The organism is Pseudomonas sp. CFBP 13602 (assembly GCF_014842725.1).
Lineage (GTDB): Bacteria > Pseudomonadota > Gammaproteobacteria > Pseudomonadales > Pseudomonadaceae > Aquipseudomonas > Aquipseudomonas baltica.
Genome location: NZ_JACYVT010000003.1, coordinates 89,368 through 111,632, shown reverse-complemented (window position 1 = coordinate 111,632; position 22,265 = coordinate 89,368). Strand labels below are relative to the sequence as shown.

20 protein-coding genes are annotated in these 22,265 nt (G+C 62.5%); 17 read left to right on the top strand and 3 right to left on the bottom strand.

Going from position 1 to position 22,265, the window contains the following annotated elements:
- Positions 1-178: 178 nt before the first annotated feature.
- The 10 genes from rpsP (at position 179) to IFU31_RS06860 (ending at position 11,232) form a co-directional block, all read left to right on the top strand.
- Positions 179-430, top strand: coding sequence for a 30S ribosomal protein S16 (rpsP, locus tag IFU31_RS06905; protein WP_043193034.1), 252 nt, complete (start codon positions 179-181; stop codon positions 428-430).
- A gap of 5 nt (positions 431-435) precedes the next feature.
- Positions 436-972, top strand: coding sequence for a ribosome maturation factor RimM (gene rimM, locus IFU31_RS06900; protein WP_122475093.1), 537 nt, complete (start codon positions 436-438; stop codon positions 970-972).
- A 3-nt stretch (positions 973-975) separates the two neighbouring features.
- On the top strand, positions 976-1,728 hold the full coding sequence (trmD, locus tag IFU31_RS06895) for a tRNA (guanosine(37)-N1)-methyltransferase TrmD (protein WP_122475091.1): 753 nt from the start codon (positions 976-978) through the stop codon (positions 1,726-1,728).
- A gap of 42 nt (positions 1,729-1,770) precedes the next feature.
- Complete coding sequence (rplS, locus tag IFU31_RS06890) at positions 1,771-2,121, top strand: 50S ribosomal protein L19 (RefSeq protein WP_043193039.1); 351 nt, start codon at positions 1,771-1,773, stop codon at positions 2,119-2,121.
- 197 nt (positions 2,122-2,318) lie between these two features.
- Positions 2,319-3,215 (top strand): site-specific tyrosine recombinase XerD, encoded by an 897-nt coding sequence (gene xerD, locus IFU31_RS06885; protein WP_122475089.1) that lies wholly within the window; start codon positions 2,319-2,321, stop codon positions 3,213-3,215.
- Between the two features lie 142 nt (positions 3,216-3,357).
- Positions 3,358-4,092: a DsbC family protein gene (locus tag IFU31_RS06880; RefSeq protein WP_122475087.1), complete on the top strand. Its 735-nt coding sequence runs from the start codon at positions 3,358-3,360 to the stop codon at positions 4,090-4,092.
- A gap of 93 nt (positions 4,093-4,185) precedes the next feature.
- A complete protein-coding gene (locus tag IFU31_RS06875; protein ID WP_122475085.1) occupies positions 4,186-5,490 on the top strand; it encodes a homoserine dehydrogenase in 1,305 nt (434 codons plus the stop codon).
- A gap of 25 nt (positions 5,491-5,515) precedes the next feature.
- Positions 5,516-6,925: a threonine synthase gene (gene thrC / locus IFU31_RS06870; protein ID WP_192102594.1), complete on the top strand. Its 1,410-nt coding sequence runs from the start codon at positions 5,516-5,518 to the stop codon at positions 6,923-6,925.
- Positions 6,926-7,059: 134 nt separating this feature from the next.
- The gene (locus IFU31_RS06865; RefSeq protein ID WP_244657651.1) at positions 7,060-10,659 is read left to right on the top strand and encodes an ATP-binding protein; all 3,600 of its coding nucleotides are present in this window, start codon (positions 7,060-7,062) and stop codon (positions 10,657-10,659) included.
- Between the two features lie 105 nt (positions 10,660-10,764).
- Positions 10,765-11,232, top strand: a complete 468-nt coding sequence (locus IFU31_RS06860; RefSeq protein WP_163007386.1) for a response regulator — start codon at positions 10,765-10,767, stop codon at positions 11,230-11,232.
- A 40-nt stretch (positions 11,233-11,272) separates the two neighbouring features.
- On the opposite strand, the gene IFU31_RS06855 is transcribed toward IFU31_RS06860, so the two are convergent.
- Positions 11,273-11,911 (bottom strand): response regulator, encoded by a 639-nt coding sequence (locus IFU31_RS06855; RefSeq protein ID WP_244657655.1) that lies wholly within the window; start codon positions 11,909-11,911, stop codon positions 11,273-11,275.
- Between the two features lie 275 nt (positions 11,912-12,186).
- Between IFU31_RS06855 and IFU31_RS06850 the strand changes: the two genes are divergently transcribed.
- On the top strand, positions 12,187-12,477 hold the full coding sequence (locus tag IFU31_RS06850; protein ID WP_122475077.1) for a DUF3509 domain-containing protein: 291 nt from the start codon (positions 12,187-12,189) through the stop codon (positions 12,475-12,477).
- A 36-nt stretch (positions 12,478-12,513) separates the two neighbouring features.
- Here IFU31_RS06850 and IFU31_RS06845 read toward each other — a convergent pair whose 3' ends face one another.
- On the bottom strand, positions 12,514-13,425 hold the full coding sequence (locus IFU31_RS06845) for a TIGR02285 family protein (RefSeq protein ID WP_244652135.1): 912 nt from the start codon (positions 13,423-13,425) through the stop codon (positions 12,514-12,516).
- 180 nt (positions 13,426-13,605) lie between these two features.
- On the opposite strand from IFU31_RS06845, the gene IFU31_RS06840 reads away from it, so the two are divergent.
- The 3 genes from IFU31_RS06840 (at position 13,606) to IFU31_RS06830 (ending at position 17,159) form a co-directional block, all read left to right on the top strand.
- A complete protein-coding gene (locus IFU31_RS06840) occupies positions 13,606-14,145 on the top strand; it encodes a YaeQ family protein (protein WP_122475075.1) in 540 nt (179 codons plus the stop codon).
- Positions 14,146-14,202: 57 nt separating this feature from the next.
- A complete protein-coding gene (recJ, locus tag IFU31_RS06835) occupies positions 14,203-15,912 on the top strand; it encodes a single-stranded-DNA-specific exonuclease RecJ (RefSeq protein ID WP_122475073.1) in 1,710 nt (569 codons plus the stop codon).
- Between the two features lie 140 nt (positions 15,913-16,052).
- Positions 16,053-17,159, top strand: coding sequence for an NADH:flavin oxidoreductase/NADH oxidase (locus IFU31_RS06830; protein WP_192054608.1), 1,107 nt, complete (start codon positions 16,053-16,055; stop codon positions 17,157-17,159).
- 77 nt (positions 17,160-17,236) lie between these two features.
- Here the strand turns inward: IFU31_RS06830 and IFU31_RS06825 are convergent, their stop codons facing one another.
- Positions 17,237-18,850, bottom strand: a complete 1,614-nt coding sequence (locus tag IFU31_RS06825) for a glucan biosynthesis protein D (protein WP_122475070.1) — start codon at positions 18,848-18,850, stop codon at positions 17,237-17,239.
- A gap of 303 nt (positions 18,851-19,153) precedes the next feature.
- Here IFU31_RS06825 and IFU31_RS06820 point away from each other — a divergent pair, with 303 nt between their 5' ends.
- The 3 genes from IFU31_RS06820 (at position 19,154) to IFU31_RS06810 (ending at position 22,249) form a co-directional block, all read left to right on the top strand.
- Positions 19,154-19,906, top strand: a complete 753-nt coding sequence (locus tag IFU31_RS06820) for a tellurite resistance TerB family protein (protein WP_192102592.1) — start codon at positions 19,154-19,156, stop codon at positions 19,904-19,906.
- Between the two features lie 205 nt (positions 19,907-20,111).
- Positions 20,112-21,734, top strand: a complete 1,623-nt coding sequence (locus IFU31_RS06815) for a methyl-accepting chemotaxis protein (RefSeq protein ID WP_122475688.1) — start codon at positions 20,112-20,114, stop codon at positions 21,732-21,734.
- The gene (locus tag IFU31_RS06810; RefSeq protein ID WP_185795066.1) at positions 21,734-22,249 is read left to right on the top strand and encodes a chemotaxis protein CheW; all 516 of its coding nucleotides are present in this window, start codon (positions 21,734-21,736) and stop codon (positions 22,247-22,249) included. Before IFU31_RS06815 ends, IFU31_RS06810 begins: the two co-directional genes overlap by 1 nt.
- Positions 22,250-22,265: the final 16 nt, after the last annotated feature.

Below are 22,265 nucleotides of genomic sequence, written 5' to 3'. Positions count from 1 at the left end.
GTGGCCAAACTCCGTTGCTTGCAACGGCTCATAGGCAAATCCTCGCTGCAAGCCTCGACCTATCGGAAAAAGGCATTTGCAAATGTCCGTGTATTCCTTGAGAATATGCGGCCTTTCGGGCACCCGTGTGCCCGCTGTGCATTATGATTTGCAGCACCGACTACAGGAACGATGTTCAATGCTAACCATCCGTCTTGCCCGTGGCGGCTCCAAAAAGCGCCCGTTTTACCAACTGACCGTAACCGACTCGCGCAACCCGCGTGACGGTTCCCACAAAGAGCACGTGGGTTTCTTCAACCCTGTTGCCCGTGGTCAGGAAATCCGTCTGTCCGTGAACCAAGAGCGCGTCAACCACTGGTTGAGCGTTGGTGCACAGCCTTCTGAGCGCGTTGCTCAGTTGCTGAAGGAAAATGCCAAGGCCGCGGCCTGAGCAATATGAACGCGACGCCAGATTCCGCTGATGACTTGATCGTCGTCGGCAAGATTTTCTCGGTACACGGCGTTCGCGGCGAGGTGAAGGTCTTTTCCTTTACCGATCCGATTGAAAACCTGCTGCAGTACACCTCCTGGACGCTCCGGCGCGAAGGCGTGACCAAGCAGGTAGAGCTGGTCAGCGGCCGATCCACGCAAAAGGATCTGGTTGCCAAGTTGAAAGGCCTGGACGATCGCGACGAAGCACGTCTTCTGTCCGGTTACGAGATTTGCATCTCGCGCAGCCTTTTGCCCGACCTGGCCGAAGATGACTACTACTGGTATCAGCTTCAGGGCCTGAAAGTCATCGACCTGCAAGAGCAATTGCTCGGCACCGTCGATCACCTGTTGGAGACCGGCGCCAACGATGTAATGGTGGTGAAGCCCTGCGCGGGCAGCCTGGATGATCGTGAACGCCTGTTGCCCTATACGGCGCAATGTGTGTTGAAGGTCGACCTGGCCGCTGGCGAGATGAGGGTGGATTGGGACGCGGACTTCTAGGCGATGGCAACCCTTCGCGTGGAAGTGATCACCCTGTTCCCCGAGATGTTCTCGGCCATCAGCGAGTACGGCATTACCAGCCGCGCGGTGAAACAGGGGTTGTTGCAATTGACCTGCTGGAATCCGCGGGACTACACCACGGACCGTCACCACACAGTGGATGACCGGCCCTTCGGCGGTGGTCCGGGAATGGTGATGAAGATCAAGCCCCTGGAAGACGCTCTGGTTCAGGCCAAGGCTGCGGCAGGGGAAGCGGCGAAGGTGATCTACCTTTCGCCCCAGGGCCGGCCGCTGGTACAGGGTGCGGTGAAACAACTGGCGACCTCCGAATCCTTGATTCTGATCGCTGGGCGGTACGAAGGCATCGACGAGCGTTTCATTGAAGCTCATGTCGATGAAGAGTGGTCTGTTGGCGACTATGTGCTGTCGGGCGGTGAATTGCCTGCCATGGTCCTGATCGATGCGGTTACACGGCTGCTGCCCGGAGCTTTGGGGCATGCGGACTCCGCGGAGGAAGATTCCTTCACCGACGGTCTGCTGGATTGCCCGCACTACACCCGACCGGAGGTGTATGCGGATCAGCGTGTTCCCGACATATTGCTTAGCGGCAATCATGCACACATCCGGCGCTGGCGTTTGCAGCAGTCCCTTGGGCGGACCTACGAACGACGTGCCGATCTTCTGGAAAGACGCTCGCTTTCTGGAGAAGAGAACAAGCTGCTGGCGGAGTACCTCCGCGAGCGGGACGATAGTTAACGTATCGATGGTAAGTCAGACGATTTACCTTAGGAGCACAGCATGACCAACAAAATCATCCTTGCACTCGAAGCAGAGCAGATGACCAAAGAAATCCCTCCCTTTGCCCCGGGCGACACCATTGTCGTTCAGGTGAAAGTGAAGGAAGGCGATCGCTCGCGTCTGCAGGCGTTCGAAGGCGTTGTTATCGCCAAGCGCAACCGCGGCGTGAACAGTGCTTTCACCGTTCGTAAAATCTCCAACGGCGTAGGTGTAGAGCGTACTTTCCAGACCTACAGCCCGCAGATCGACAGCATGGCCGTGAAACGTCGTGGTGACGTGCGCAAAGCCAAGCTGTACTACCTGCGCGACCTGTCTGGTAAAGCAGCACGTATCAAGGAAAAACTGTCCTGAGTACAGTTTGTTTCTGATGCAGGAAAAGGCAACCTTCGGGCTGCCTTTTTTGTGGGCGAAAGTGTGTAGGCGAGCGTGAACGGGTGGGTAAGGTTCATGTGGGAGGGGGGCGGGCGGCGAGCCCTCTGCCCGCGAAGGCGTCGCCCTGACGCTGCGCCCTGTTATCATCCCCGCACCCCCACAGCCCTGCGATTGCGATGCCTGCCCTCGACCACCCCCTGATCGACCAATTTCTCGATGCCTTGTGGCTGGAAAAAGGCCTATCGGAAAACAGCCGCAACAGTTACCGCAGCGACCTTGCATTGTTCAATGGTTGGTTGCACGAGCGCGGCATCGCGCTGGAGGCGGCGGGCCGCGATGTACTGCTCGATCACCTGGCCTGGCGGGTCGAGCAGGGTTACAAGGCGCGCTCCACGGCACGCCTGCTGTCGGGCGCGCGCGGCTTCTATCGCTACCTGCTGCGCGAAAAGCTGATCGGTGCCGACCCGACGCTGCAGATCGACATGCCGCAACTGGGCAAACCGTTGCCGAAATCGTTGTCCGAAGCCGACGTCGAAGCGTTATTGCAGGCGCCCGATCTGAGCGAGCCGATCGGCCAGCGGGATCGCGCCATGCTCGAGGTGCTGTATGCCTGCGGCCTGCGCGTGACCGAGTTGATCAGCCTGACCCTGGACCAGGTCAATCTGCGCCAGGGTGTATTGCGCGTGGTGGGCAAGGGCAACAAGGAGCGCCTGGTGCCGATGGGTGAGGAAGCGGTGGTCTGGGTCGAGCGGTACCTGCGCGACGGACGTCACGAACTGCTCGGCGGCAGGCCCAGCGACGTGGTCTTCCCCAGCCAGCGCGGCGAGCAGATGACGCGACAGACCTTCTGGCATCGGATCAAGCATCAGGCCCAGGTCGCCGGCATCGCCAAGTCGCTGTCGCCGCACACGCTGCGCCACGCCTTCGCGACGCATCTGCTCAATCACGGTGCGGATCTGCGCGTGGTGCAGATGCTGCTCGGCCACAGCGATCTGTCGACCACGCAGATCTACACCCACGTGGCACGCGCGCGTCTGCAGGAGCTTCATGCCAGGCATCATCCGCGCGGATGAAACAACGTGCTCCAAGGCTGTGTCGAGGGTTGTCCAGAGTCGGTCTTGGCCAATGAATGTGGTAGGCTTGCCCGGTTTATGCAGCGGGCTGTGACGAGCTGATCGTCCACCGCCCCTCAAGTCCGTCGCTCCAGGAGTTCCCATGCGCGTGACCCGCCTTTTCGCCGCCGCAGCCCTTGCGCTGGCCAGCACCTTTGCCGTTGCCGACCCGGCTGCGGAACAAGCGATTCGCAAGACCCTGCAGACCCTGCAACTGGAAGTGCCGATCGAAAGCGTCGCCGCCAGTCCGCTCAACGGCTTGTACGAGGTCAAGCTCAAGGGCGGTCGCGTGCTTTACGCCAGCGCCGACGGTCAGTTCGTCATGCAGGGCTACCTGTTCCAGATCCAGGACGGCAAGCCGGTCAACCTCACCGAGAAAACCGAGCGACTGGCCATTGCCAAGACCGTCAACGCGATCCCGGTAGCCGATACCGTTGTGTACCCCGCGGTGGGCGAAACCAAGTCGCACATCACGGTCTTCACCGATACCACCTGTCCGTACTGCCACAAGCTGCACGCCGAAGTCCCCGAGCTGAACCGCATGGGTGTCGAGGTCCGCTACGTGGCGTTCCCGCGCCAGGGCTTGAAGTCGGCCGGTGACGAACAGCTGCAGGCTGTCTGGTGCTCCAAGGACCGCAAGGCAGCGATGGACAAGATGGTATCGGGCGACACCATCAAGGCGCCTTCATGCGCCAACCCGGTGGCCAGGCAGTTCGAGCTGGGCCAGTCGATCGGCGTCACCGGCACGCCAGCCATCGTGCTGGAGAACGGTCAGGTCATTCCGGGTTACCAGCCGGCCGCCAACGTCGCCAAGCTGGCTCTCGACGCGAAAGGCTGAGTGGCACTCGCACGTCATCAATAGCCGAAGGCTCACGGCCTGCGGCCAGTATCACGACCGTCATCGAGGCGGTCGTTTCATGGGGAGTTCAGAGTGAAACCGGTCAAAGTAGGCATCTGTGGGTTAGGTACCGTCGGTGGCGGCACCTTCAACGTACTTCAGCGCAACGCCGAGGAGATTGCCCGCCGTGCCGGGCGCGGTATTGAAGTGGCGCAGATTGCGATGCGCTCGCAGAACCCCAATTGCCAGATCGCCGGTACCCCCATTACCAACGATGTCTTCGCCGTGGCCTGCAACCCGGATATCGATGTCGTCATCGAGCTGATCGGTGGCTACGGCATCGCGCGCGAGCTGGTACTCAAGGCTATCGAAAACGGCAAGCACGTGGTCACCGCCAACAAGGCGCTGATTGCAGTGCACGGCAACGAGATCTTCGCCAAGGCACGCGAGAAGGGCGTGATCGTTGCGTTCGAAGCCGCCGTGGCGGGTGGCATCCCGGTGATCAAGGCCATTCGCGAAGGTCTTTCGGCCAACCGCATCAACTGGGTCGCGGGCATCATCAACGGTACTGGCAACTTCATCCTGACCGAAATGCGCGAGAAGGGCCGTACCTTCGAGGACGTCCTGGCCGAAGCGCAGGCCCTGGGTTATGCCGAGGCCGACCCCACCTTCGACGTCGAAGGTATCGACGCGGCGCACAAATTGACCATTCTGGCGTCCATCGCCTTCGGCATTCCGCTGCAGTTCGACAAGGCCTACACCGAAGGCATCACCCGCCTGACCACGGCCGACGTCAACTACGCCGAAGCCCTGGGCTACCGCATCAAGCATCTGGGTGTGGCGCGCAGCACCGAGCGCGGTATCGAGCTGCGGGTGCACCCGACGCTGATCCCGGCCGACCGTCTGATCGCCAACGTCAATGGCGTGATGAACGCAGTGATGGTGAACGGCGACGCGGCCGGTTCAACCCTGTTCTACGGTGCCGGTGCGGGCATGGAGCCGACTGCCTCGAGCGTGGTCGCCGACCTGGTCGACGTGGTCCGCGCCATGACCTCGGACCCGGAGAATCGCGTGCCGCACCTGGCCTTCCAGCCGGATTCGCTTTCCGCTCACCCGATCCTGCCCATCGAGGCCTGCGAAAGCGCCTACTACCTGCGCATTCAAGCCAAGGATCATCCGGGCGTGCTGGCGCAGGTGGCGAGCATCCTCTCCGAGCGTGGCATCAACATCGAGTCGATCATGCAGAAAGAGGTCGAGGAACACGATGGCCTGGTGCCGATGATTCTGCTGACCCACCGCGTCGTCGAACAGCACATCAATGATGCCATCAAGGCGCTGGAAGCCTTGCAGGGCGTGGTTGGCCCGGTCGTGCGCATCCGTGTCGAGCACTTGAACTAAGCGGCAGCTGCCAGAGGAATTCGCAATGCGTTATATCAGTACTCGCGGTCAGGCCCCGGCCCTGAACTTCGAAGAGGTTCTGCTCGCCGGTCTGGCCAGTGACGGTGGCCTCTATGTCCCGGAAAACCTGCCGCGCTTCACCCAGGAAGAAATCGCCTCGTGGGCGGGGCTGCCTTATCACGAGCTGGCATTTCGGGTCATGCGCCCGTTCGTCACCGGCAGCATTCCGGATGCCGATTTCAAGAAGATTCTCGAAGAAACCTACGCGGTATTCGCCCATGCATCCGTCGCACCTTTGCGCCAGCTGGGTGGTAACGAGTGGGTGATGGAGCTGTTCCACGGGCCAACGCTGGCGTTCAAGGACTTTGCCCTGCAGCTGCTGGGGCGGCTGCTCGACTACGTACTGGCCAAACGCAGCCAGCGTGTGGTGATCGTCGGCGCCACCAGTGGCGATACCGGTTCGGCCGCAATCGAAGGCTGCAAGCACTGCGAGAACGTCGATATTTTCATCCTGCATCCGCATGAGCGCGTGTCTGCGGTTCAGCGTCGGCAAATGACCACGATTACCGGCGACAACGTGCACAACATCGCCATCGAAGGCAATTTCGACGACTGCCAGGAAATGGTCAAGAACAGCTTCGCCGACCAGAGTTTCCTCAAGGGCACGCCGTTGGTTGCAGTGAACTCGATCAACTGGGCGCGGATCATGGCCCAGATCGTCTACTACTTCCACGCGGCCCTGCAGCTGGGCGGCCCGGCACGCTCGGTGGCGTTCTCGGTGCCCACCGGCAACTTTGGCGATATCTTCGCCGGCTATCTGGCGCGCAACATGGGCCTGCCGATCAACCAGTTGGTGGTGGCCACCAACCGCAACGACATCCTGCACCGTTTCATGAGCGGCAATCAGTACGTCAAGCAAACCCTGCACGCGACGTTGTCGCCGTCGATGGACATCATGGTGTCGTCGAACTTCGAACGCCTGGTGTTCGACCTGCACGGTCGCAACGGCGCGGCCATTGCAGGCCTGATGGACAACTTCCGCCAGGGCGGCGGTTTCAGCGTCGATGAGGAACGCTGGACCGAGGCGCGCAAGCTGTTCGACTCGCTGGCGGTCACCGACGAGCAAACCTGCGAGACCATCGCCCAGGTGTTCGCCGAGTGCGGCGAGGTCCTCGATCCACACACGGCCATTGGCGTACGCGCGGCGCGCGAGTGTCGTCGCAGCCTCGACACGCCCATGGTGGTGCTGGGAACGGCGCACCCGGTCAAGTTCCCCGAAGCCGTGCAAAAGGCCGGCGTAGGCAAGGCCCTGGAGTTGCCTGCGCACCTGGTCGATCTGTTCGAGCGCGAAGAGAAGTGCACCGTGTTGCCCAACGACCTGTCGGCCGTACAAGCCTTCGTCAGCCAACATGGCAATCGCGGCAAACCGCTGTGATGGCATGCAGCCTCGCGTCTGACGCGATCTGAAACACATAAAGCCCGCCCGATGCGGGCTTTATGCTTTTTACAGTGCCAAGCTTATGCAACTTTTTCCTGGGCCCCTTTGGCCCGCAGGCAAGGATGCATGGCATGAAACCCACACTGACCTCGTTTCTCACGCTCGCAGGGGTGACGGCGTGGATGGCGGGGTTGTTCATGGCGGTTGCCATGCTTTCGCCCGGCCTGGCGTTCGCTGCCCAAAGCCTGCCCTTCGCCTTGGTTGCACCGTTCGCGCAGCTTTCTCCACTGCCCCTTTCCAGCACCGAACAGCAGTGGCTGCAACGCCACGGCACGCTCAGGGTGGGTGTTTCCCTGGCCGATCACGAACCCATCGACATCACCAGCGATCGCAACCGCTATCAAGGTGTGAGTGCCGACTACCTGAGCCTGATCGGCAGCCGCCTGGGGGTCGATCTGCGGGTGTTGGGGTTTGCCCAGCGCAGCGAGGCGGTGCAGGCGCTCAAGGATGGCGAAATCGATCTGCTGACCAGCGCCAATGCCTTCGAACAGGCCATCGATGGCCTGGCCTTTTCCAAGGAGTACATGCCTGACCGCGGCGTCATCGTACGGCGCGCGGGCAGCAAGCACAGCAGCGGCCTGGCCGGGGAGAAGGTCGCGCTGGTGGATGGCTATGCCGACGATGCCACGGTGCAGCGCGTGTATCCCGACAGCCGCATCGTGGTCGCACCCAGCCTGAGCAGTGGCTTGCAGGCGCTGCACCAGGGCGATGTCGACGCCATGATCAGCAACGAGGTGATCGTGCGCGCCTACAACGCACTGCGACCCTACCTGGCTCTGGATATCGTCGGCCCCAGCGGTCTGCCACCCGTGGGTTACACCATCGCCAGTCGCCAGGCCGATCCGATATTGGGGCAGATGGTCGAGCGGGCCCTGGCCAGCCTCGACGATGGTTTGCGCCGCGAGATCCTGACCCGCTGGACCACCGGGCTGGGGTCGGAAATCGGCCACCACCGGGTACCGCTGGAGCCTGCCGAACAAGCCTGGATCGCCCGGCACCGCCAGGTGCGTGTGGTCGCGACGCAGTATCCTCCCTACCTGTACCGGGACCGCCAGGGAAACTGGGTAGGGCTCAACAGTGAAGTGCTGGCAACGCTGTCGCACATGACGGGGCTGCAGTTCGTCTACCTGCCTTCCCACTCGATGGCCCAGAGCCTGGAAATGCTGAAGCTTGGCAAGGCCGATATGAATACCACTCTCTCGGAAACGCCGGACCGCAAGGCCTTCCTGAGTTTCAGCCATTCGTTCGGGGGCCAGGGCTGGGTGTTCATCGTGCGCGCCGAGGACCTGCCCATCGGTCATCTGGACGAGCTGGCCGGCAAGGTCCTGGCGATTCCGGCCGAGCACGCCCTGGAAAGCGCGATCCGCAGCCAGTACCCGCACATCAAGCTGCGCCTGGTCAGCACCTACGACAAGGCGCGCGAGATGGTGGCGAGCGGCGAAGCGGATGCCACCATCGACAGTGAAGTCGGCGCCTATCGCGCGGTTGGCCGTTATCCGCCCGGCGTGCTCAAGGTCGGACGCAACGTCGCCGGCGAATGGTCGCCCGACCGTTTTGCCATTCGTGCCTCGGAACCCGAGCTCACGTCCATCATCAACAAGGCGCTGGAGGCCTATCCGGTCGCGGAACTGCGTGCAGCGCGCCTGAAGTGGCTGGGGGCGGTAGTGCCTCCAGAGCCCATGTGGCAACGCATTGCCACCTGGGTCTATTGGCTGCTGGCAGCAGCGCTGGTGCTGGGCGCGGTGTCGCTGTTGTGGAGTGGTCGACTCAAGGCGCAGATTCGTCAGCGGCTCAAGGCCGAGCAGGCACTCAACGATCAGCTGGCATTCCAGCACGCGCTGCTCGATGGCATCCCCGGGCCCATCTATGTCCGCGACCTGCAGGCGCGGCTGTTGTCCTGCAACAAGAGTTACGAGCAGAGCTTTGCCACCCGTCTGCAGGACATCAAGGGTCGTACATTGCTGGAAGTCGCCGTGGTCAATGCCGACGAAGCGCAGCAGATGCACCGTGACTACCTCAGGCTGCTGGACGATCAGCAGCCGGTGTCGACCGATCGGCAGATCCAGATGCGCGGCCGCAAGGTTCACGCCTGGCAATGGATCGTGCCGTTCTACAACGCCGAGGGGCAGTTGCAGGGCCTGCTCGGTGGTTGGATCGACATTTCCGAACGCAAGCGCCTGGAAGACCAACTGGTCGAAGCGCGGCACATTGCCGAACAGGCCAACCAGGCCAAAAGCGCTTTTCTGGCGACCATGAGCCATGAGATCCGTACGCCCATGGCAGCCATCATCGGTCTGCTCGAGCTCGAGCGTGAACGGCGCAAGCGTGACGACCAGCCAGTGTCGCAGGCGCTGGAAGTGGCCTGGCGTTCGGCGCGGGACCTCATCGCCCTGATCGGCGACAGCCTGGACCTGGCGAAGATCGAATCGGGCAGCATGTTGCTGGCCGAGGAGGTAACCGAAGTGAGGCCGTTCTTCGAGGGCATGCTCAGCCTGTTCTCGGCCCAGGCTCAGCGCAAAGGCGTAGCGCTGCACCTCGATATTGCGCCGGGCGTGGCCAGCGCGTTCTGGTTCGATCCGCTGCGATTGCGGCAAGTGGTGCACAACCTGCTCGGCAACGCCTTGAAGTTCACCCGCCAGGGCAGCGTCAACCTGGCGGTCGCGGCGCAGCCACTCAGTTCAGGCCAGTGGCACATGACCATTACCGTCAGCGACACAGGTGCGGGCATCACGCCCGCTCAACAGGCCAGGCTGTTCAGGCCGTTCGTCCAGGGTAACGTGGATGTGCAGCAGGAATCGGTCGGCACCGGCTTGGGTTTGAGCATCTGCAAGCAGCTGGTCCAGCTGATGGGTGGCACGATCAGCCTGCACAGCACCGAAGGCGAGGGGACACGGGTGGAAGTGCAGATCGAGGTGCGGCATCAGGCTGAACAGGACGCGATGCCGACCGTGCACGCTCGGCCCGACAGCGCTGCACTGGACATACTGGTCGTGGACGATCTGTCGGCTAACCGGATGGTACTGACCCAGCAGTTGCAGTTCCTCGGGCACCGGGTGCAGGACGCCAGCGACGGTGTGAGTGCGCTGACGGCCTGGCAGGCCGGGCATTTCGATCTGGTGCTGACCGACTGCAATATGCCGGGCATGAACGGCCATGCCTTGTGCAAAGCCATCCGCCTGCAGGAGGCCGCGTCCGCCGCGCCTCCGGTCAGGCTCATCGGTTGCACCGCCAATGCCATGCAGGACGAGCGGTTGCGCTGCGCCGAAGCGGGCATGGACGAACTGCTGGTCAAGCCGATAGCGTTGGACAAGCTGGCGCAGATCATCGCCGACATGCAGCAGGGCCCGGCATTCTCCATGCAGGCGCTGCATCACCTGACCCAGGCGGATAACGCGGTCATCAGGCGAATGCTCGATGAGCTCTCGCGCAACCTTGAGGCTGAAAGCCAGACGTTGGCGAAAAGTGTCGAGACGCTCGATCGTGTGCGGTTGCACGAGGTGCTTCATCGGCTCCACGGCATCGCTTGTTTGATCGATGCCGCACCTCTGGCACGCGTGCTGGCCAAGGTGAACACATGCTGCCGGTCGGGCAGCGATGAACAGTTGACCGTTCACGCTGCCGAGCTGAATCGCGAGATCGCCAGGCTGGCGACGGCGATAGCACGCTGCTAGGAAAATTCTCGGAAACTTTCGGACTTGTCCTATCCCAAGCGTGCCGCTTGCCCTTTAGAGTGCCCGTCAATGCGCAGCTCGATGCGCTCACTCGAGGTTTCCTTCATGCGTTCGCTCAGAGTTCTGGTGCTTGAAGACATTCCGTACCAGCTGATCGCCATGCATCAGGTGCTCAATGCGTGTGGCGTGTTCGATGTCCTGACCGCGCAAAGTTTCAACGCGGCATGCCTCTCGCTGGAGAAGCGCCAGGGCGTCGACATTGTCATCTGCGAAATGACCGTGGCCGGCCTGGACATGGGCGAGCTGATCGGCCATCTGGCCGCAACCGGGTTGGCACGGGCGCTGGTCATCTACAGCAATGGGTCACAGCCGGTGGAACCGTTCACGGCATTGGCGCGGCAGCATCGGCTACCGCTGCTGGGCGTACTGCACACACCGGTGTCGGCCGCAGCAGTGCATGGCCTGTTGCAGGATTACCAGCGAAGCATGAGCGCACGGGCCTTGTTGCCCCTGCCGGAAGTGCACGAAATCAGTCACTTCGAGGGCGCCTGGTCTTTGCCTTTGCGTCCTTAGAACGGCCCGCCTACCCTGCGCACACCTGCCGCGGCCGGGTTCATTTCAGCCCGTGAGCCTGCAGGTAGATATACAGCGCAGCATCGTTGCCGATGCCCAGCTTGCGCATGGCGCTCACTTTCTGTGCACTGATCGTCTGCTTGCTGCGGTTGAGCTGCGCGGCGATTTCGTTGACCGAGAGCCCCTGCGCCAGCAGTCGCGTTATCTCGAGCTCGCGAGGTGACAGGTCGACATGGCCGGTGATCCGTCTTGCGGGGGTATCGCTGGGCAGTGCCAGGATGCTCCTCACCGATTGCGCCACGTAGGGTTTGTTGCGCTTGAGGCTGGCAATCGCCGTAGGGAGTTCATTAACCAGGCTGGCCTTGCCCAGCAAACCAGCTACCCCCAGGTTGAGGATCGAACGCAACAGACCCGGGTTGGTCAGCATGGTCACCACCAGCACGGGCAGCTTTGGCCAATGCCGGCGAACGTAGGCGATCAGCCGCAGGCCATCGCCCTGTTCCGTGGAGGGCATCATGAAGTCGGTGATCAACAGGCCACATTCGGTTTCGCCCAGGCAGCGTGTCAGCTCCTCCGGCGAGGAAGCTTCGGCCACCACGCGCAAACCGGGGTCTCGTTCCAGTACGGCGCGCAGGCCAACGCGAAAGATCGGATGGTCATCGGCCAGCACGATCCGCAGCGGGGCGATCAGTGGGTCGGTCAAGGCAGGCTCCGGTGACGGGCAAATCAGGCGATGAATTCTGGCACACCTGTGGTCCATTCCTGATCTGTTTTGTAGTCCATTTCTAAGCATGCAGGCGCCAAATCTGATATTCAGAAATGTCCTACATTCGCGCTGTCATATTCTATCGGCAACCTCGGTAATAGTCTGACACGGCTTGCTCAGAACTTTTTTCGCAGGGCAGGGGTCAGTGTCATGCACCTTAAGAATTCGAACAGACGAGTGGTGATGCGATGAAGAATATCAGCCTGTTGCTCAATGAAGCCCTGACGCCGTATCGCGTGACGCTCGAAGGGCAGGATAGCCTTGGCAATTGCCAGGTCGTGGTGATGAGCGCGGCTGGGAGCGTGGTGACCAAGCGTTTGGTCAACCGCAGTCAGTTCGAGGATCTGCGTTCGTTTACCGACGTGGTCGATGGTCTGCACCGCGATCTTCTGGTGGCAGAAGGGCGGCTGGAGCCGTCGATGATCGCGGCGCTGCGCAATGTTTCGCAAAATGCCGCTTTCAGCCACGCGCTGGTCTGACATTCATCGATGGATGGCCGCCTGTGTAATCCTCACTCAGCGCTGACTGCTCATGGCCTCTTTGCGCTGGGCATCGAACAGCGCAGTGGTTTCCCGCAAGTACGCCGGCCGTTCGGCGGGCGCCAGCCATTGGGCGTAGAAATCTGCCAACTGACCGTTCCTGAGGTCCAGCAACACCGAATTCAGTGCTGTCAGTACGCGCCGGCTGGCAGGGCTGTCGGAGCAACCGACATGAATGAACTGCGAGCGCGCTGAGCCCTCGATGGGGACTTGCACCAACTGTTCCGGATCCAGACCTTCCTGACGTGCCTGGTAGCGCGCTTCGTGCCAGTAGCCGAGCAGCGCCTTGATCCGGCCGAGTCTTTCCATGCGCAGCAGGCTGCCCATGGCGTCGTTGCCATGATGGGCCAGAAGCTGATAGCTGTCGGTGTCGGCGAGAATCCGGTCCACCACAGGGCCATAGCTGCGCTCGGCAATGATGCCCAGGGCCAGGGTTCTGCTGCGTAGAAGCGCGCCCAGGTCGACCTTGCCGTCTCGCATGAACTCGGCAATCAGCGGCAGGTCGCCGCGCTGCATGATCAGCATATTGCTCAGCACATTCATGCTGGGCACGGAATAAAGAATGCTGCGCGCCCGCTGTGCGGTCCAGAGCAGCGCAGGGTCGCAGTTGAGGCCGGGTTCGCCAAGCATCTGCGAGGCACGCGCCCGATTGACCCTGAGGACATTGTGGTCGTACTCGGGCAAGGCTGCGCGCAACAACGGCAGGGCCAGGTCGACGGCGCCCAGATTACGCGCCGGGCCGCTGGCGATGGTCAGCGGCGCCAGGTCGCGCAGCAGCCATGTAATGGTCTCGCGACCATGGGCGAGCGGTGAAGTGAGCAGGCACGAGCACACCGCCAGTGCCAGGAGAAGGCTGCTGGGCGGCAGAGTTCTGGAACACGAGTCCATGGCATTCCTTGCGCGGGGTGTGGGGCGTGGGTGTCCGTTTTTGAAACACTGCGCCATCTTTACCACACCCGGACCCATGATCAAAACGTGCCGCAGGGTCGCACTGCCCCGTGGTGGTCGTTGATCGGGCCCGCATCGGGTAGACTGTCGGCCTTTTCCTGTCCCCAAGAAGCCTGCCTAATGGCCCAGCCGTCGACCACCTACAAATTCGAACTCAACCTCACCGATCTTGACCGCAGCGTTTACCAGACCGTCAAGCAGACCATCGCGCGTCACCCCTCGGAAACCGAAGAGCGGATGACCGTGCGCTTGCTTGCCTACGCGCTGTGGTACAACGAGCAGGTGTCTTTCGGCCGTGGTCTGTCGGATGTCGACGAGGCTGCCTTGTGGGAAAAGAGCCTGGATGGCCGGATCCTGCATTGGATCGAAGTCGGCCTGCCCGATGCCGATCGCCTGACCTGGTGTTCGCGGCGTACCGAACGCACCAGCCTGTTGGCCTACGGCAGTTTGCGCGTATGGCAGACCAAGGTGGTCGATGCGGTGAAGAACCTGAAGAACGTCAACATCGCCGCGGTGCCTCAGGAGGTGCTCGAGACCCTGGCCAAGGATATGCCGCGGGTCATCAAGTGGGACGTCATGATCAGCGAGGGCACGGTGTTCGTCACCGATGACCGCGGTCAGCACGAAGTCCAGCTCGAGTGGCTGCTGGGCGAGCGCTAGGCCGCCCAGGTTTCAACCTTCTTCCTTTGTCTTGCAGTGAGAACCGCCCCAGGCCCCATGCGCATCGAACCCCGTCAGTTGCCCCAGACCCTGCCTTTCCTCGGCGACATGCCGCCCTTGCTGAATCGTCTTTATGCGGCACGTGGCGTGTCGAGCGCAGAGGAGCTGGACAAGAGCTTGGCGCGCCTGATTCCCTTTCAGCGGCTCAAGGGCATCGAGGCCGCCGTCGAGCTGCTGGTGACGGCGATCGACCAGCGCCAGCGCATCCTGATCGTCGGCGATTTCGATGCCGACGGTGCCACGGCCAGCGCGGTCGGTGTGCTCGGCCTGCGCCTGCTGGGCGCCGCTCACGTCGACTACCTGGTGCCCAACCGCTTCGAGTATGGCTATGGCCTGACCCCGGAAATCGTCGCAGTCGCCCTGCAGCGCGAGCCGCAATTGCTGGTTACGGTCGACAACGGCATTTCCAGCGTCGAGGGTGTGGCTGCGGCCAAGGCTGCCGGGCTGCAGGTGCTGGTCACCGACCACCACTTGCCGGGGCACGAGTTGCCGGCTGCAGATGCCATCGTCAACCCCAACCAGCCAGGCTGCGAGTTCCCCAGCAAGAATCTGGCGGGCGTCGGGGTGATTTTCTACGTGCTGATGGCACTGCGGGCGCGGCTGCGCCAGCTGGGCCGCTATGCACAGGTGCCGCAGCCCAATATCGGCGAGCTGCTGGACCTGGTGGCACTGGGCAGCGTGGCGGACGTCGTGCCGCTGGACGCCAACAACCGCATCTTGGTGCACCAGGGCCTGGAGCGCATTCGTGCGGGCCGTGCGCGGCCGGGCATCACGGCAATCCTTGAAGTGGCACGCCGAGAGCATGCGCGCATCACCTCGACCGACCTGGGGTTCATTCTCGGGCCGCGACTCAACGCAGCCGGCCGCCTGGACGATATGAGCCTGGGCATCGAGTGCCTGCTGAGCACCGATCTGCCCAGCGCCCAGACCATCGCGGCGCAGCTCGATGGCTTGAATCAGGACCGCAAGTCGATCGAGCAAGGCATGCAGCGCGAGGCCCTGGCTCAGCTCAAGGACCTGGCGCTGGAGTCGATGCCGTTTGGCTTGTGCCTGTTCGATGCGCAATGGCATCAGGGTGTGATCGGCATCCTCGCTTCGCGTCTCAAGGAGCGCTACCACCGTCCAACGATTGCCTTCGCCGACGCCGGTGACGGGCTGCTCAAAGGCTCGGCACGCTCGGTCCAGGGCTTCCATATCCGTGACGCGCTGGACGCGGTGGCGGCCAGGCATCCGCAATTGATCAGCAAGTTCGGTGGGCATGCGATGGCCGCCGGGCTGACCCTGCCGCAGGAGAATTTCCCGGCGTTCTGCGAGGCATTCGACGCGCAGGTGCGCACCCAGCTGTGCGAGGAAGACCTGACCGGACGCCTGCTGTCGGACGGTACCCTGGGCGTCGAGGAATTCCATCTGGAGCTGGCGCGCGCCCTGCGCAATGCCGGCCCGTGGGGGCAACATTTCCCGGAGCCGATGTTCCACGGGGTGTTCCAGTTGGTGGAGCAGCGGGTGGTTGGCGAGCGACACCTGAAGGTGACGCTCAAGACCGAGTGCGGCAGCGTCAGCCTGGACGGCATCGCTTTCGGCGTCGACCGCGAGGTGTGGCCCGATCCATCGGTACGCTGGGTGCAGTTGGCCTACAAGCTGGATCTCAACGAGTTCCGCGGGCGGGAAACGGTGCAGTTGCTGATTACCCACATCGAGCCGCGCTGAGCCGTACGACCCTGCTCGGCCGCGGAACCACGCTCGCGGCTCGGTTGTCGACTAGTCTTCGAGAACGAGACAGGCACGTCCGCAGCCGTGTTCGAGCGGACGCTTCTCGTCCTATCTGAAACTGCCAACCGAGGTGCCCGATGAGCATGTTGCTCGAACCCTATACCCTGCGCCAGTTGACCCTGCGCAACCGCATCGCCGTATCGCCGATGTGCCAGTACTCCAGTGTCGATGGCCTGGCCAACGACTGGCACCTGGTGCACCTGGGCAGTCGCGCCAGTGGCGGTGCCGGTCTGGTCTTCACCGAGGCCACCGCAGTGACGGCAGAGGGTCGCATCACGCCTGAAGACCTGGGCCTGTGGAACGACGAGCAGATCGAACCGCTGCAGCGCATCACCCGCTTCATTACCTCGCAAGGCGCGGTGCCGGCCATCCAACTGGCCCACGCCGGGCGCAAGGCCAGCACTTGGCGGCCTTGGCTGGGCAAGCATGGCAGCGTGCCTGTCAATGAAGGCGGCTGGGTGCCGGTGGGCCCGTCGCGTATCGCCTTCGACCCGCAGCACACCGCGCCGACCGCACTGGATGAAGCAGCCATCAAGGACATCATCCAGGCGTTCGTCGACGCGACTCGTCGCGCGCTGACCGCCAATTTCAAGGTAGTCGAGGTGCATGCGGCGCACGGCTATCTGCTGCACCAGTTCCTGTCGCCGATCAGTAACCAGCGTCAGGACAGTTACGGCGGCAGCTTTGAAAATCGCATCCGTCTCACTCTGGAAGTCACCCAGGCGATTCGCGACATCTGGCCTGAAGAATTGCCCGTGTTCGTGCGTGTGTCGGCCACCGATTGGGTCGAAGACGGCTGGAACCCGGACGAGACCGTCGAGCTGGCCAAGCGCCTGAAAGCGCTGGGCGTGGATCTGATCGACGTGTCGTCGGGCGGTACCTCGGCCAATGCCGAGATCCCGACCGGGCCTGGTTATCAGACGCGCTTTGCCGAGCGAGTCCGCAAAGAGGCGGATCTTGCCACGGGCACCGTCGGGATGATCACCGATCCCGCGCAGGCCGAACACATCCTGCGCACTGGCCAGGCCGACGTCATCCTGCTGGCGCGTGAGCTGTTGCGTGATCCGTACTGGCCGCTGCACGCCGACGAAGACCTGGGTGGTCGTCTGGCCACATGGCCCGCCCAGTACCAGCGCGCCACCCATCGCGACCAGCCGATTGTGGAATCGGACCTTCGCGACTGAGTGGCGCTGCGGCGTTTCGGTGATGTCATCCTCGCCCGCAAAAAGGGCGGGCGAGGATGCTGGCTGAGGTCAGCGCATCACACGTACTTGCGTTTCTCCGCTGCGGGCGGCAGGTACTGATAGAGCCAGGTTTCGCTGAGGGTACGCCCCTGGGTCTTGATGAACAGGCGCATGTCCACCGGATCGACGCTGTCGCTGGTCGGGTACCAGTCGAACAGCACGCGGAAGCCCTTGATGTCGGGCAGCTCGAGTACCTGAACGTCCTGCACCTTGCCACCCGAAGCCGTGATGATGGGCTCGATCGGCGTTTTCAGCGATTCAAGCCCGCCGCCGGCGAAGTCCACGGCAAAACGCCGCGCCCAGACATTCGGATAGTGTTCACCCGGTGCCCAGCCTTCGGTGAAACCGCCCATCCCCGAGCGCGTCGCTGCAACGCGGGCCAGCGGTGTACCGATCGGCGCCAGGGCGCTCCAGTACAGTTTGTAACCGAAATTAAGGGCATCGCCGGCCTTGACCGGTGATTTGGGTGTCCAGAAGGCAACGATGTTGTCCATGGTTTCACCGGTGGTCGGCAGTTCCACCAGGTCGATGGAGCCTTCGCCCCAGGCGGTGGTGGGCTCGACCCACAGGCTGGGGCGCTTGTGGTACCAATCGACCGTGTCCTGGTAGTTGCTGAAGTCGTGGTCGGTCTGGATCAGGCCGAAGCCTTTTGGATCGACATCGGCGAAGGCGTTGAAGCGCACCCGGTCCGGGTTGTTCAACGGCCGGCAGATCCATTCGCCGTTGCCGCGCCACATGGCCAGCCGGTCGGAGTCGTGGATTTGCGGGTGGATGGTGTCGCACATGCGCCGCTCGTGGTTGCCGCAGCTGAACATGCTGGTCATCGGCGCCACGCCCAGTTGCTCGATGTCCTGGCGCGCATGGATGTGCGCGTCGATGTCCATCACCACGCGCTCGGCCTGGCAGTCAATGTCGAAACGATAGGCGCCGGTGGCGCTGGGCGAGTCGAGCAGGGCGTAAACCACGAAGCGGGTACTGTCCTTGCCAGGCGTTTCGAACCAGAACTTGGTGAAATCGGGGAACTCTTCCTGCTTCTTGGCATAGGTGTCGATGGCCAGGCCGCGCGCGGACAGACCGTACTGCCCGGTGGCATCGACGGCGCGGAAGTAGCTGGCGCCGAGGAAGGACACCACGTCATGGCGGTCGAGCTTGGGTGCCTTGAACAGCTTGAAGCCGGCAAAGCCCAGGTCGCCCTTGAGCTGCGAGGTATCCACCGTGGTGTTCTTGTAGTCGAACAGCGGCGGATGGAAATGCACTTCACGCGCTTGTTTGCGCCCGGCGTCGACGCTGTACATGCGCACCGGCGTGCGGAACCCCATGCCCACATGGAAGAACTGCACGTCCAGTTGGCCCTTGAGGTCGTTCCACAGCGAATGATTGGCGTCGTAGGCAATTGCATTGAATTGCTGGGGGGTCATGTTTGCCAGGGTCGGCGGCAAGGTCTGCTTGTTGCTGACATAAGCCTGCGCGGCGAGACTCTTGGCCTGGGCCTTGAGCATGTCGAAAGTGAACGGTTCGGCTTCGCCGTCGGCGGTGGCGGCCAGGGCCTGGGCAGCGAACAATCCGGTGCCGGACAGTCCGGTATAGGCCGCGAGGGCCATCGACGCTTTCAGAAGGTGCCTGCGGTGCATAGATAACCTGTTCTGAATCAACCTCGGTCGCTCCAAGCGACCGGCGAGGCTCAAGTAGGAAGGTTTGGGCCTGCCTTGTCCAAACGCAGAGAACTGTACACAGATACCGTAATGACCGATGTGTTCGCAAACTCCTGTAAAAATTTTTTCACGTGCACTTTGTATCGACAGCGAGATCGGTGGTCGAGGCGCAGTGTTGAGAGCAAGCCTTTGCGCAACATCCCGAAGCAAATCACCGTGCGAGCCAGGCAACGGAATGCCCTTACTCTCGTCAAACGTATCTCCCATTGACGAGACCAAAAAATGAACACGCGTGGCTTGCTCGACCAGTTGTTCAAATCCGGCCAGGAACTGCTCAAGAACAAGGGCGGCGGTTCTTCCCCCCTGGGCGGTGCCGGTAGCACCGGTGGTGTTGCCGGCGCGCTCGGCGGCCTGCTCTCGGGCAAGGGCGGTGCGGGCGGCGCGCTGGGTGGCCTGCTGTCCGGCGGCAAGGGCGCACTGACCGGCGGCGCCATGGGCTTGCTGCTCGGCAACAAGAGCGCGCGCAAGTACGGTGGCAAGGTCTTGGCCTACGGTGGGTTGGCGGCACTGGGCGTGATTGCCTACAAGGCCTACGGCAATTGGCAGGCCCAGCAGCAGAACGCCCCTCGAGGCGAACCGCAGACGGTCGACCGAGTGCCACCCCAGCAGGTAGAGGAACACAGCCAGGCTATCCTCAAGGCGCTGGTGGCAGCAGCCAAGTCCGATGGCCATGTGGATGATCGCGAGCGCGAGCTCATCGAAGGCGAATTCACCCGCCTGGATTCGGACAACGAACTGCAGCAGTGGCTGCACGCCGAACTGAACAAGCCGCTGGACCCGGCAGACGTGGCGCGGGCAGCCAAGACTCCGGAGATCGCTGCCGAAATGTACATTGCCAGCGTCATGATGGTGGATCAGGAGCACTTCATGGAGCGTGCCTATCTAGACGAGCTGGCCAAGCAGTTGGCCCTCGACCCTGCGCTCAAGCTCGAACTGGAGAAGCAGGTGCGTCAGGCCGAAGTCGAAGCCGTCTGACCCCGGACGTCAGGTCCGAAGGCTGACGCCGCCACTCATCTGCCGGAACTTACGTTGGTCGGCAATAGTGGCGCATTGATCTACCAGTAACTGGCAATACCCTCGCGGATGAAGGAAAGTCAGGTACCAGCGCGAAATCGTCTGAGGTAGGGCTATACTCAGGCGATTTTTCGTTTGTAGCTGCAGGAATTTTCGAGGGTTGACTGTGAAGAACTGGTCCTTGCGCCACCGCATTCTGGCGAGTTTCGCCGTTGTCATTGCAATCATGCTGTTGATGGTCGTGGTCTCCTATTCACGTCTGCAGACCATCGAGACGAACGAAACCAAGGTGCGCACCGACAGCGTTCCGGGCGTGGTCTTCAGTTCCATGATCCGCAGCGCCTGGGTAGACAGCTACGTGTACACCCAACAACTGGTGGGCTTGAGCTATCAGCGCGAGTTGCTCACGGCCGACGTGGACCAGTACAAGAGCTTCGCCGAGCGCCTGACCCAGCAGATGGCCAATTACCGCAGCACCGTCCAGGACAGCGACGACCAGGCGGCCTTCGAAGAATTCGCGCGGATGCGCGTGACCTATGAAAAGACCTTGGCCGATGTGCTGGAGGCCTATCGACTGCGCAAGTTCAGTGAAGCCCAGCAGATGGCCATCGACGACCTCACGCCCGCCTGGGTGGCAGGTCGCAAGCAGCTCAATACCTTGATCGACCGCAATCGTGAAGCGGCCGAGAAAGCCACCAGCGCCATTGACGCTTCGGTCGCGGCGGCCAAGGTCAGCCTGGTGATTTCCCTGTTGGTGGCAATCATCGTTGCCGGTATCTGCGGGCTCTGGCTGCTGCGCACCATCATGGCGCCCATGCAGAAGATCGTGCGGATTCTCGAAGTGATGCGCACCGGTGACCTGAGCACGCGCCTGAGCCTGGCGCGCAAGGACGAGTTCAACGAGGTCGAACTGGGCTTCAACGACATGATGACCGAGCTCACCGCGCTGGTCGCCCAGGCGCAACGCTCCTCGGTGCAGGTCACCACCTCGGTGACCGAAATCGCGGCCACCTCCAAGCAGCAACAGGCCACGGCGACCGAGACTGCCGCAACCACCACCGAGATCGGCGCGACCTCCCGGGAAATCGCTGCCACGTCCCGTGATCTGGTGCGAACCATGGGTGAAGTCACCTCGGCGGCCGATCAGGCTTCCTCGCTGGCCGGCTCCGGCCAGCAGGGTCTGGCGCGCATGGAAGAAACCATGCACCAGGTGATGGGTGCCGCCGAATTGGTCAACGCCAAGCTGGCAATCCTCAACGAGAAGGCCGGCAACATCAATCAGGTAGTCGTGACCATCGTCAAGGTCGCCGACCAGACCAACCTGCTGTCGCTCAACGCGGCCATCGAAGCCGAGAAGGCGGGTGAATATGGTCGCGGTTTCGCCGTGGTCGCCACCGAAGTGCGCCGCCTCGCCGACCAGACCGCCGTGGCCACCTACGACATCGAGCAGATGGTGCGAGAGATCCAGTCGGCAGTGTCGGCCGGCGTCATGGGCATGGACAAGTTTTCCGAGGAAGTGCGCCGCGGCATGTTCGAAGTGCAGCAGGTCGGCGATCAGCTGTCGCAGATCATTGGCCAGGTCCAGGCCTTGGCGCCGCGCGTGCTCATGGTCAACGAAGGCATGCAGGCCCAGGCGACCGGTGCCGAACAGATCAACCACGCCCTGTCGCAGTTGGGCGATGCCAGCAGCCAGACGGTCGAATCCTTGCGTCAGGCCAGCTTTGCCATCGACGAGCTCAGCCAGGTCGCTACCGGCCTGCGCGGCGGCGTCTCGCGCTTCAAAGTCTGATGAACGCATTGCCGGTCACATCGCGCAGCAAGTTGTTCCTGTTGTTTCGCATTGCGCAGGAACGCTTCGCCCTGGATGCGCTGGAAGTCGCAGAGGTGCTGCCGCTGCTGCCGCTCAAACCGGTCGCGCATGCCCCGGCCTGGGTGGCCGGTGTGTTCGCCCATCGTGGCCGGGTGGTGCCGGTGCTGGACGTCAGCGCGCTGAGCTTCGGCGTGGCTGCCGTGCGGCGCACCAGCACGCGTCTGGTGCTGGTGCATTATCCGCACGAGCAGGCCGGCCCCGAGGCGCGCCTGGGGCTGATCGTCGAACACGCCAGCGAAACCCTTCGCTGTGACCCCAACGGTTTCAAACCCATGGGAGTGCATAACCGTGCCACGCCCTATCTGGGGCCGGTGCTCGAAGACAGCCAGGGGCTGTTGCAGTGGTTGCGGGTACAGGATCTGCTCGAACCGTCGGTGCGCGACTTGCTTTTCGCACCGCAGTTGGCGGCCTCCGTATTGGGTGAAACAGGGTGATGGGTGATGCATCGTG